This window comes from Lepagella muris, from assembly GCF_004793975.1.
GTDB lineage: Bacteria > Bacteroidota > Bacteroidia > Bacteroidales > Muribaculaceae > Lepagella > Lepagella muris.
The window spans coordinates 58,789-71,495 of the sequence record NZ_SRYB01000012.1 but is presented as its reverse complement, the minus strand read 5'-3'; the positions used below and the strand labels follow the sequence as shown (position 1 = coordinate 71,495).

General features: G+C 48.1%; 10 protein-coding genes. 4 read left to right on the top strand and 6 right to left on the bottom strand.

From position 1 onward, the window contains the following. Positions 1-9 precede the first annotated feature (9 nt). A complete protein-coding gene (locus tag E5331_RS09755; RefSeq protein WP_123484333.1) occupies positions 10-1,137 on the bottom strand; it encodes a glycosyltransferase family 4 protein in 1,128 nt (375 codons plus the stop codon). A gap of 334 nt (positions 1,138-1,471) precedes the next feature. On the opposite strand from E5331_RS09755, the gene E5331_RS09750 reads away from it, so the two are divergent. From E5331_RS09750 to E5331_RS09740, 3 genes are all read left to right on the top strand, one after another. Then, positions 1,472-2,971 (top strand): capsule assembly Wzi family protein, encoded by a 1,500-nt coding sequence (locus tag E5331_RS09750; protein ID WP_123484334.1) that lies wholly within the window; start codon positions 1,472-1,474, stop codon positions 2,969-2,971. Positions 2,972-2,994: 23 nt separating this feature from the next. Beyond that, on the top strand, positions 2,995-3,423 hold the full coding sequence (locus E5331_RS09745; protein WP_168355198.1) for a lipocalin-like domain-containing protein: 429 nt from the start codon (positions 2,995-2,997) through the stop codon (positions 3,421-3,423). A gap of 160 nt (positions 3,424-3,583) precedes the next feature. Beyond that, the gene (locus E5331_RS09740) at positions 3,584-5,566 is read left to right on the top strand and encodes a fructose-1,6-bisphosphatase (RefSeq protein WP_123484336.1); all 1,983 of its coding nucleotides are present in this window, start codon (positions 3,584-3,586) and stop codon (positions 5,564-5,566) included. A 136-nt stretch (positions 5,567-5,702) separates the two neighbouring features. Here E5331_RS09740 and prfB read toward each other — a convergent pair whose 3' ends face one another. The 5 genes from prfB to E5331_RS09715 all read right to left on the bottom strand — a co-directional run bounded on the left by prfB (position 5,703) and on the right by E5331_RS09715 (position 11,481). Then, positions 5,703-6,818: a peptide chain release factor 2 gene (prfB, locus tag E5331_RS09735; RefSeq protein ID WP_123484337.1), complete on the bottom strand. Its 1,116-nt coding sequence runs from the start codon at positions 6,816-6,818 to the stop codon at positions 5,703-5,705. Positions 6,819-6,864: 46 nt separating this feature from the next. After that, the gene (locus E5331_RS09730; RefSeq protein ID WP_168355197.1) at positions 6,865-8,682 is read right to left on the bottom strand and encodes an AMP-dependent synthetase/ligase; all 1,818 of its coding nucleotides are present in this window, start codon (positions 8,680-8,682) and stop codon (positions 6,865-6,867) included. Between the two features lie 143 nt (positions 8,683-8,825). Next, positions 8,826-9,932 carry a methylmalonyl Co-A mutase-associated GTPase MeaB gene (meaB, locus tag E5331_RS09725; RefSeq protein ID WP_123484339.1) on the bottom strand — a complete coding sequence of 369 codons (1,107 nt, stop codon included), beginning with the start codon at positions 9,930-9,932 and terminating at the stop codon, positions 8,826-8,828. Positions 9,933-9,984: 52 nt separating this feature from the next. After that, positions 9,985-11,064, bottom strand: coding sequence for a DUF1573 domain-containing protein (locus E5331_RS09720; RefSeq protein ID WP_123484340.1), 1,080 nt, complete (start codon positions 11,062-11,064; stop codon positions 9,985-9,987). Between the two features lie 9 nt (positions 11,065-11,073). After that, entirely contained in the window at positions 11,074-11,481 is a 408-nt protein-coding gene (locus tag E5331_RS09715; RefSeq protein ID WP_123484341.1) for a DUF1573 domain-containing protein, read from the bottom strand. Positions 11,482-11,744: 263 nt separating this feature from the next. Here E5331_RS09715 and glsB point away from each other — a divergent pair, with 263 nt between their 5' ends. Beyond that, entirely contained in the window at positions 11,745-12,701 is a 957-nt protein-coding gene (gene glsB / locus E5331_RS09710) for a glycine N(alpha)-acyltransferase GlsB (protein ID WP_123484342.1), read from the top strand. The last annotated feature ends 6 nt before the right edge of the window (positions 12,702-12,707 follow it).

The window sequence follows — 12,707 nt, the reverse complement described above, 5'->3', positions numbered from 1 at the left end:
TTTCTCTCTTTAATCAAATAAATGTTGGTTAAGTTTTGCCTCACGTTTACGGATACCTCTTGTCAGAAGCATATTGGCTATGGTCCATACAATCACGTCGAATGCTATGAGTGCTGTAGGATTGACTTCGGAGGAGAGTGCCACATTCACCACAATAAATGCCGCTGCCCATATCATTATGACGATAAGGGCTGTGCGTTGGTTCAGACCCAAAGCAAGCAGTTTATGATGGATATGGCATTTATCGGGAAGGAAAGGATTCCTATGACGGCGCACACGATGGAGATAGACACGCACAACATCGAAACATGGAATGATCAATGGAGAAAGAGCCATGACCATAGGGTTAAACTCATGGGTGAACGTAGCGGAATCTATGTGGAGCATTGCAATCGCACAGAACACCATGATCATGCCCGTGGTCAACGCACCGGTATCGCCCATAAATATCTTCTTCTGCTTCTTGGCATTACCAAACACGTTGTAGTAGAAGAACGGGAGCAGGGTGCCGGCTGCTGCCGATGCAAGCATCGAGTAGACATGCTCGCCGCTTATATAGAACAATATGGCGTAGAACACCAATGCCACCGTGCTCAACCCGGATGCAAGCCCGTCAATACCGTCTATCAGATTGATGGCATTCACCACGTAGACCACTGCAAATATTGTCACGAGACAACCGAACCATGCATAAAGCTCATTAAGCCACAAGAATCCGTAGAAATCGTCAATATACATGCCGGATGCGACAATAAGCAACGCAGATATTATCTGGACTATGAATTTTGCCATATACCGCACCCCGATAAGATCGTCTGCCATGCCTACCAAGAACATCAGCAACACCGCACACACCATAAAATACATCGGGACCGTTGACAACGCCACTTCTGTCCACAATGCAGGATTACCATATTTCAGATTGAATCCTATTATCACTGCAACTGAAAACAATATCGAGGGGAGAAACGCAATGCCACCAAGACGCGGCACCACTCCCTTATGAATCTTTCGCTCATCGATGTCGTCAAACAATTTTTTTCTAAACGCAATCAACAGAATCTGCGGTATTATTATACCGGCAAGCACCAGTGCGATAGCAAACGCAAGAATGTCATTACTTAGCCAATCTATCATAGATAAGAATTATTTTTTAGGAATCCCTTTTTTTATTTGCAAACAATTTTTTGAAGCGGTCTAAACTTCAATGAACAGATTGAGCAGAACCTGAAAACCGACTTGAGTCTAATTTTGTTTTAATATAAAATATCGATTCCACACAATTGTCCTCATGACAACAACGTTATTTTAATGTATTTATTGAATAAGCAGGCGTCAAGTTTCTTCAAATATTTCATTTTGTCTATTCCAGGATTGATTAAGGATTGTTCCCTGACCTATTTTCACGACAGGACTCATGATTGAAATAGCCGATATGACCGGGAACTTCTCTCCTCATTATTAAAACAATATGAGACACAAGACAAACCTACGGATCCTGACTGCCCTTTTTATGCCACTCCTCTTGCAGCTCGGATTTACATTCACTGCGCATGCGGATTCCATCCGAAATGATTCCATCCGTTATCTCGCTGAGACGAGAGCGACGTTTTCCGCCGGAGCAAATACCCCATTCTGGCTTGTGAGCAACTTACAGGGACTCGGGTCGCCCGAAAAAAATAATGGTTTTGTAAGAGCCGCCGTTTTCCGCGACATTGACCGCAGCAAGAGGTTTTCCTGGGGTGCGGCAGTAGACCTTGTCGCATCATGGAGATCCACCGCACCATTCTCAATCCATCAGCTATATGGTGAGGTAAAATACCGGTCTTTAGGCGCAATGCTCGGTAGTAAGGAGATATGGAGCAGTTTTAACAACCCTCGCTTGTCCTCCGGTAACCTGCTTTTCTCCGGAAATGCTTTGCCCGTGCCGCAACTACGTGTCGGCATATTTGATTATGCCGATTTCTGGGGAACAAAAGGCTGGTTCGCTGTAAAGGGATACATCTCATACGGAATGTTCACCGATGGAAGATGGCAGAAATCTTGGGCCGCCGACACGCCCAAATCGAAACGTGCGGAGAACGTTCTGTTCCATTCAAAAGGACTATGGCTGCGTGGCGGTAATCCCTCAAAATTCCCGCTTGTCGGTGAGGTGGGGATAGAGATGGCGACTCAATTCGGAGGGAAAGCCTATAAAAATGGAGAATCCTTGTCACTTGGTAGCAGTCTGAAGCATTGGGTGAGAGCATTTTTCCCTACTTCAACCACACTTGACACATTTCTTGGCGAAACCACAAGTATCGATGGGAATATGGTCGGAGAATACACCATAGCTTTGTCATGGATTCCAAACGCCGATTGGAAAATAAGAGCATATTTCGAGCATTATTTCGAAGACCAGTCGCAGATGACTTTCGAATATGGCTGGAAAGATGGTCTGTGGGGCATCGAGGCTCGGCTGCCCAAGAATCCTTTCGTGACGACATTTGTGTATGAATTTCTTTATTCCAAGGATCAGACAGGCGCAGTGCTGCACAACAGTTCCGACAAGGTGCCGGAGCAAGTCAGCGGACGCGACAACTACTACAATCATTCAATCTATCCGGGTTGGCAACATTGGGGGATGGGAATCGGCAATCCCCTCGCAATCTCCCCACTATACAACCGTAGCCACCTGCTCACATTCATGAACACTCGCATAGTGGCTCATCATTTCGGCATAGCCGGCAAGCCACATCCCGAGGTAGACTACAGACTTCTGCTATCCTTCTCCCGAAACTGGGGTACATATCAGTATCCATCTCCGGAAATATTGGGGAATTTCAACGCAATGCTTGAAGCGACGTGGAAACCCAGTAAATTAAAAGGATGGTATTTCTCCGGTGCAATTGCAGGCGACTCCGGCAAACTTCTCGGTAAAAGTTTTGGCGGCATGATCTCCATAGGGAAAACCGGATTCTTTAAATTATGATATCCAAAACCCAATATGCAAAAATGAAACAGAATCATATAAAAAAATTTTTCTGGAGATATCTCTTCATCAGCATAGCGTTGACTGCATTATCCGCATGCCAGAAAGCCCCGATCAACGGAGACCTTGACGGTCAATGGCAGGTAATGTCGGTAGAACCGGAGCCTGACCGACAACCGTTTGATGTCAACATATACTACTGTTTCTACCTCCACACCTGTCATCTCACATCGTATGGAGAGGGTGTATGGACTACCGGCAATTTCTCTTTTGACGGAGAATCGCTTTCCCTTGATTTCCCTTATCTTGATATGGAAAAACCGTTGGCAAGCGAGAAGCTAAGTCAATTCGGGATATCATCAAATCCCGTCACATTTGACGTGGCTCATCTTGACAATAAGAAAATGATTCTCAAGAATGGCAACACCACCGTCACCCTCCGGAAATTCTAAGCCGGGATGGTCTGCATCCCTCCTCTGACCGTCCCGCACCCGCCCCCTAAAGGGAGAGAACAAGCCACTCTTGACGCACTAAAGTATTTGTTCATCAAGTGATCTGCCGGCAAGGCAGATTCCTCCTCAAGTATAACCTATAAACAATCATCTTAAACCCATGTCTGGATTCACACCGGAAAAAATCGAGAGCGACCGTAGGCTTCTCGAGCTTCTATCGCAAAATTTCGGCAATATTTCAAGTGCTGCCACCGAAATAATAAATCTCGAAGCCATATTAAATCTTCCCAAAGGCACAGAGCATTTCATCGCCGACATACATGGCGAGGCTGACGCTTTCCGTCATATCCTGAAGAATGCATCGGGCAATATAAAGAGGAAAGTCAACGAACTTTTCTCCACAACTATGCGTGAGGACGACATAAGACAACTATGCTCACTCATATATTATCCGGAACGTAAACTCGCACTGATGCGTTCTTCCGAGACTCATATCGAGAATTTCTATAAGATCACTCTACACCTGCTTATAAAGGTGCTCCAAGAGGTCTCGTCAAAATATTCCCGATCAAGGGTAAGGAAGAGTCTGCCGAAAGAATTTGCCTATATTATCGAGGAACTTCTTCATGAGTCGCCATTTGAGGAGAACAAGCAATTATACTACAACCGTATCATCGAGACAATCATATCCACCGGACAAGCGGAGGAGTGCATACGCGCCATATCCAACGTGATACAGCGTCTGAGCATTGATCAGCTGCATCTACTCGGCGATATATATGATCGTGGAGACGGTGCACATATCGTCATGGATACTCTTCTGGAATACAAAGGCTTCGACATACAGTGGGGCAATCATGACGTGCTTTGGATGGGTGCAGCATGTGGCAACGAATGCTGCATAACCAACGTGCTACGTGTGTCGTTACGGTATGGTAACATGGCTACCCTCGAAGACGGATACGGCATCAATCTCGTGCCTCTCGCCACGTTCGCCATGGAGACATACGGAGACGATCCCTGCGACGTGTTCATGCCTAAATCAAGTTCAGATGAAGCGATTTCCGACAAGAACCGTCGTCTGATAGCAAAGATGCACAAGGCAATATCCATCATACAGTTCAAACTCGAAGGTCAGATGATTGTCCGTCATCCGGAATGGAAAATGGACGACCGGCGACTGCTCCATAAAATCGACATGACATCGGGCACGATATCTCTCAACGGAACCTCTTATCCTCTCTCCGACTCAAATTTCCCGACAATTGATCCTGCCGACCCATATAGGCTATCCACAGAGGAGCAACTACTGATGGAGAAGCTGCTACATTCTTTCTCCGTCAGCGACAAGCTGAAACGCCATATCAGTATCTTCTTCTCTCATGGCAGTCTGTTCCAGATATGCAATTCCAACCTTCTTTTCCATGCCTCAATACCACTCAACGAGGATGGAAGTCTGAAAGAGGTGGAGGTCAATGGCAAGCTCTACAGCGGTCCGCAGCTGCTTAAGCAGATAGAGATGCTTCTGCGCTCCGGATATAACACCGACACCCCGGAGCCGGAACGGCGTAATGCTATCGACTACTATCTATACGCATGGTGCGGACCTGACTCCCCACTATTCGACAAATCAAAGATGGCCACTTTCGAACGTTATCTCATAGCAGACAAAGCCACTCATCACGAAGAGAAAGGGCATTATTATCATCTGCGCGGACAAGAGGAGGTATGCGACAATATCCTCGATGCTTTTGAAGTCACCGGGGAACACCGCCACATAATCAACGGGCACGTGCCGGTAAAGGCGGGAGACGGTGAGAATCCTGTAAAAGCCAATGGAAAACTGATGGTGATTGACGGTGGTTTCTCAAAGGCGTATCATGCCACCACCGGCATAGCCGGGTATACTCTCGTATACCATAGCCGTGGCTTTGAGCTTGTGCAGCATGAGCCATTCTCCTCTGCTGATGAGGCTGTGAAGAACGGCACCGACATCATTTCCATAAACCGTCTCGTAGAACTTAACTCTCACCGAGTGAGAGTAAGAGACACTGACCGGGGGAAGGAGCTTACAGGACAGATACAGGAACTGCGGGAACTTCTCTACGCCTACCGCCATGGTTTAATTAAGGAACGGAAATGATGCCATTGAGCATGCACATGATACAATTGATATACTGAGGCTTAAAAACTTCATTGGCATAATAAAAAGAGGAATCAGATAATTTCCGGATTATCTGATTCCTCTTTTTATTTATATTTATTCGGCTTGACAGACGTCATGATTCCGTCGAGGCAAACTCCATTAGATATGCCTTTATGAAGGCATCTATATCGCCATCCATGACTCCATTGACGTCGGAAGTCTGATAATTCGTGCGGTGGTCCTTCACGCGACGGTCATCAAACACGTAGCTTCGTATCTGGCTACCCCATTCGATTTTCTTCTTGCCTGCCTCAATCTTAGCCTGCTCTTCCATGCGGTGGTTAAGCTCCTTCTCATAAAGGATTGATTTCAACTGACGCATGGCATTCTCCTTATTCTTCGGCTGGTCGCGGGTCTCGGTATTCTCAATGAGGATCTCCTCCTCCTCGCCGGTATAGGGGTCCTTATACTGATAACGCAGACGCACGCCGGATTCCACCTTGTTGACGTTCTGACCGCCGGCACCTCCCGAACGGAAGGTATCCCACGACACACGCGCCGTCTCCACGTTGATCTCTATCGTATCGTCAACAAGAGGAGTCACAAAGACAGATGCAAATGAAGTCATTCGCTTTCCCTGGGCGTTATACGGACTGACCCTCACAAGACGATGAACGCCATTCTCGCTCTTAAGGAAGCCGTAGGCATAATCTCCCTCAATATTGATTGTCACCGACTTGATGCCGGCATCATCTCCCTCGAGCAATTGCGCTATCGAGGTCTTGTAACCATGTTTCTCCGCATATCTGAGATACAGACGCATGAGCATCTGCGCCCAATCCTGACTCTCTGTGCCGCCGGCTCCGGAATTTATCTTAAGCACGACGCCAAGTTTATCCTCTTCACGCCGAAGCATGTTGCGCAATTCAAGCTTCTCCAGGCTATCCATGACACGCTCATACTGGGCATCGACCTCCTCTTCCGTCACAAGTTCCTCCTTTATGAAGTCAAAGGCAAGCTGAAGTTCCTCCACCTGCTTCTCAAGCTCCGTGTAGGAATCGATCCAGAAATGAAGCTCCTTGATCTTTCTCATCTGAGCCTCCGCTTTCTCTCGGTCTTCCCAGAAATCTGCCACGTGGGTGCGGAGCTCCTCCTCCTCCACTTCTATCTTCTTGCTGTCTATGTCAAGGTATCTCTTGAGCGCGCCCTGTCGTTCGGCGGCCTCCTTGAGTTGTTCCTGTGTAATCATATATGTATATTCCTTTTTTCTTTGCTTAGGCTATGAGTGAATCCGATCAGTATGCATACATCGCCTCAATCTCCTTGGAATAGCGTTTAGCCACTACCGGACGTCTCACCTTCATCGTGTTTGTCACCTCCCCGTTCATTATGGAGAAATGATGCGGCAACAATGTGATTCGCTTTATCTTCTCATATTCCGCCAGACCGTACTGCACTCCGTTGATCTGCTCCATCATGAACGCCACCACCTTCGGATCTGACACGAATTTCTCAGTGTCGTCGCTCGGTATGCCGTTCTGAGAGGCCCACGCACGAAGCTGCGAAAGATTCGGCACGATAAGGGCGGTGACGAATTTACGCTGGTCGCCTATGACGGCTGCCTCATCGATATATTTATTCTCAGCAAGGCGACTCTCAAGCATCTGGGGGGCAATATATTTACCATTTGAGGTCTTGAAGAGATCCTTCACCCTCTCTGTCAGCACAAGCGCACCGCTCTCCGTGAAATATCCGGCATCCCCGGTGCGGAAATATCCATCATCAGTAAATGCCTGGAGGTTTGCCTCCTCGTTCATATAGTAACCGGCTGTCACTGTCGGACCCTTGACAAGTATCTCTCCATTCTTATCGATCCTTACACTCAATCCGGGGAGCGGAATGCCCACCGTGCCTATCTCATACCCGACAGGAGGATAATACGACACCGTGGCGGTCGTCTCGCTTAAGCCATAACCGATGGTCACCTCTATGCCGACTGAACGCATGAACTCCACAATCCTGTCGCTTAGAGGTGCTCCGGCGGTGGGGAACATATTAGGCTCAGGTATTCCTATCGCCATTTTTAATTTCCGGAATATATTCTTATCCCAGAACTGATATTCTTTCTCCAGAAACCATGGCACTCTCTTGCCAAGACGCTTATAATCGAGATTTCTCTTCCTGCCGCATCTGATAGCCCTGTCCACCATCATCCGCTGCATCTTACTCATGGTCGCGATCTTCTCCTTGACGGCGGCATATACCTTCTCCCAGAATCGGGGCACACAGCACATCAGATTAGGATGGACATCATGGATAGTGTCCTGGATGACACGCGGATCGTAGTTTACTGCAATCGCCACTCCTCGGCTTATGCAATAATAGCACCATGCTTTCTCCAATATATGGCTCATCGGCAGGAATGCCATCGACAGATCAGTATCTTTCACCTGCTTCAACAGGCGAATATGAGTCTCTATTGCAGCATCATAATTGGCATGGGAGATTACGACTCCTTTCGGTTCGCCGGTGGTGCCCGACGTATATATGAGTGTAGCCATATCTTCCGGCAATCCTCTTTCTGACCGTGCCTCAACCTCCTTCGCCACGTCATCGGAAGCCTCCATTCCCATACGCACGAAATCATCCCAGAATATCGTGACCGTATCGTCAGCCTCAAGCTTCAGCTCGTCATTCTTGAATACGACTATCTTCTTGATTGAATCGGGATTCTTTTTCCAATGATTGTATGCAAGCGGATATTGATGTGAGTCGCCGACAAACAACACCTTGGCTCCACCATTATTGACGATAAAGTCAAATTGATCCTGCGAGGAATTGGCATATATCGGTATGGCGGAAAGACGGTTGCGGAACCCACCAAGCTCGGTGATCAGAATCTGCGGTGTGTTGGGCGAACAGATTGCGATTGTGTCTTTCTCAATCAGTCCTATTCTGGCAAGTGCCTTGCCAGCCACCTCTACCTGCAGACCGAAATCATTCCATGACGTGGACTGCCATTCTCCATCTTTGCGCCAGCAGAAACGATATGCCTCTCGGCTTCCGTAGCGTTTTGCCTGCGCAGATACTATATCTACTAATCTGTTTGCCATAATTACATGCATTTTAGAGAGATAGCTTATATCTTAGCAATAAAGCCACCTCTCGTTCACACATATTCGTGATTTCACGCCGTAAAGTTAGCAATTTTTTATGGAATATGCCGATTCATACCCCTTTTATTTCAACCTTTTATTCAATTCTCCGGACAACGGAGATGCTGAAAATAGCAATCAAGCACGTCTTTAGCGGCAGTAAACGACGACTGTTCGTTGTTGAGCACCCTCAGCTCCTTCTGTTCAAGAAGGGCACGCACTTCCGGCATATTGTAGAAATTATGACGCAGCTGTTCGTCGATTGTCTCCATCATCCAGTACTTCGCCTGCTCGTTGCGCTTGCGCTCAAAATAGCCTGTGCTCTTGACGTAGGCGAAATAGCGGTCTATCATATCCCACACCAGGTCTATGCCGAGTTCATAATATCCGCTGTAGGTCAGAACCTCCGGCTTCCATTTACTCGGTGTGGGTGGGAATAGGAACAGTGCGTTGCGAAATTGTGCCGCCGCCAACTTGGCACGGTCCACGTTGTCGCCATCGCATTTGTTGATCACTATGCCGTCTGCCATCTCCATTATGCCTCGTTTTATGCCCTGAAGCTCATCGCCCGTGCCGGCAAGCTGGATAAGGAGGAAGAAGTCTACCATGGAATGCACCGCAGTCTCGCTCTGCCCTACCCCGACTGTCTCCACAAATATATTGTCATAGCCTGCCGCCTCACATAGCACTATGGTCTCGCGTGTCTTTCTTGCGACACCTCCCAACGAGCCTGCCGAGGGGGAAGGACGGATAAAGGCATCCTTCTGCTGCGACAGTTTCTCCATACGGGTCTTGTCGCCAAGGATACTCCCCTGTGTGCGCTCGCTACTCGGGTCGATGGCAAGGACCGCAAGTTTCCCACCATTCTTAAGCACGTGAAGACCAAATACGTCTATCGACGTGGATTTCCCGGCTCCCGGCACTCCCGTGATACCTATTCTCCTGGAATTGCCCGAATATGGCAGACATTTCTCTATCACCTCCTGAGCTATCGCCTGATGGGATTCCGCAAGACTCTCCACAAGTGTCACTGCACGCCCAAGGATGCTGACATCCCCTTTCCTTATCCCTTCCACATAATCGTTAACGCTGAGTTCACGCTTACGCGTCCTGCGGATATTCCGGTAAGGATTGGTGATCGGCTGCGATCCGACGCCGGCATTCACCTGCAATCCCTTATAGTCTTCATGGTTCTCTGGATGTTCCATTTTCTTATCTGGTTAATTCTTTATCTTTATATTTAACGTAGCCAAACAATAGTCATTCCTTCACGCCTACAATATTGGCAGTGCGTAGAGGATGAAGTGGGTCATTAGTCACGACATACACATTAATACGGAATGGTCCGGACGGGAGATTGCCGAGCGATATACGCCCCGCCACCTTCCCGGAGGCTCCACCCTTCACCTTACGCGGATACTCCTTTATCTCCACATTCTTATCGGCGGAATACACGCGGTCAATCTGCAATACGGATTTACCGTCATTATAGATTCCGAATTCAAAATCCCGGTATCCGGTAGCCACATCCTCTCCGAAATCCACAAATTCCGGCACGAGATATGACCTCGGACCCTTCTGTATCTCCTCTGCTGTCATACCCCTGCTATCGGGCACTATTATGGCATCCACCTTTATTTCCCTACGGTCGGCACTGCTGCAACCCTTATCCGGAAACACCTCCACTAAGTATTCCGCCGGACCATTAAGTTTCTCCTTATTGGTATTAAGATAGAAGCCGAACGTGCCAAGTTCGCCGGGTGCAAGTTGCTTAGGTGTGAGATTGACGTCTATGGCATCTGTCGTGGTCTTCCATTCGGGTCGCAACGTGTCGTTGCCCTGATTGTAGACGTTGATAAACGCATGGCGTGATGACCCGCGCTTCACCTCCCCCATAGAATGTGACAGACTTTCAAAACGCAATGCCCCCGCCTCGTATGGATAATATGACTCAAGAGTAGATGCGGAGCCTATGACGGTGCCCGTTATCCTTATCACGCTCTGCTCGTTGTCTTTTCCGACAAAAACACGGATTGTCTTGTCAAACGGTCCGGGTCGACGGGCAGGGTCGTAGGTGAACTCGATTGTCGCAGTGTCGCCTGGAGCTATCATGTCGCGTGGATAATCCGCGGCCGTGCAGCCACAGCTCGGACGCACATTGCGTATGAAGGTAGGGGCATCACCGCTATTTACGAAGCTGAGGCTCCCCTTACGCGGACCCTCCTCCTCTCGGAACGCGCCATAATTATAATGAGTGGACAGCCATGTCACTTTTGCCGGGGTCATGAAAACTGCCCAAGCTGCCGCGACACACAGGATTATAGCTATTTCCCTTTTCATCTTCAGAATTTATTTCGGCGAGACCGTACCGCGAATCTTAAGCCTCACCTTCGATGGATTTCCATTGCATTTCACGGTCACTACCTTGGTGAATCCTCCGGGACGACCCAGCGGATTGTAGCTCACCTTTATGACACCGCCCTTTCCGGGGGAGACCGGAGCCTTCGGATATTCCGGCTTGGTGCAGCCACATTCTGCCTTTGCCTCATAGAATATCAGATTGCCTCCCCCCTCATTCTTAAAGGGAAATTCGCAACTGACCGGACCTCCATCCTCCTTGATCATCCCGAAATCATGCACAGTATTCTCAAATTTCACGGATGCCTTCTGCCCGCCTCCGCCTGCCATGAGCCCGAAGGTAGTGGCAAATGCCACCGACGCGGCAAAAGCCATGCCGAACAACGCTTTTATCTTCATATCTTAAAATTACATTTATATTGATAACTTATAGACGCTTCCAAACGCCAATTAGTTTAAACGCCATGACCGACACGAAGCTCCGGCAAGGGGTTCAGACTGCAAAAATAGCAATTTTTCCGCTTTCCCCAATTCTTTTTCATGTATTGTTTGCATCCACATAAATCTTCTTATTTTGTTTCATGATTATTTTTTTACTAATTTTGCAGAAATTACTGTATTCCGGACAGAAAAAAAAATCATACATCCGGATTTATTTATCAATGGAAAAGATTATCGCCCCCGTCGACAAAGATTTGGTCATGAGCGAATTGACTCATGACAAACTTTTACGGCATGCCAATAAAGGCGACAATGAAGTATATATTGTCGACGCCTTCAATGCTCCGTCCGTCATGAAAGAGATCGGACGGCTTAGGGAAATTGCATTCCGCGATGCCGGAGGAGGCACCGGACTCGCCTGCGACATCGATGAGTTTGACACAATGGAGTCACCGTGTCAGCAACTTATCGTGTGGGATCCGCACGACCGCGAGATTGTCGGAGGATACCGGTTTATCCTTGGCGAGAATATATGGCTAAAGGATGGCGTGCCTAATATCGCCACTTCCCACATGTTCCGGTTCTCCGACAAATTTCTCAACGAACTCCTTCCGTCAACTCTTGAACTTGGACGCTCTTTTGTGGCTACGACTCATCAAAGCACCAAGTCGCACTCCAAGGCTCTCTATACTCTCGACAATCTGTGGGATGGTCTCGGTGCGCTCACGGTGATTTACCCCCAGATAAAGTATCTATTCGGGAAAGTCACCATGTATCCCTCCTTCGGGACGGAATGCCGCGACATGCTGCTTGGATTCCTTCACAAATATTTCCATGATGAGGAGAATCTCGTCACGCCTATCGATGAGCTCCCGAGCGATGCCCGGTCGGAAAGGGTGCAGAGCCTCTTCACCGGTGGTTCTTTCAAGGAAGACTATCGCATACTCAACCATTGCATTCGGGAAAGAGGACGCAATATCCCCCCACTCGTGAATGCCTACATGTCGTTGTCGCCGACTATGAGAGTGTTCGGCACTGCAATCAACCATGAGTTTGGAGAAGTGGAGGAGACCGGTATTTTCTTTAAGATCTCGGAAATTTTCGAGGAGAAGAAACGTCGCCACATACAGACGTTCATGGAATCGGGATTCATGTCTGATTCGCCCCACCTGTCATGACCGGCA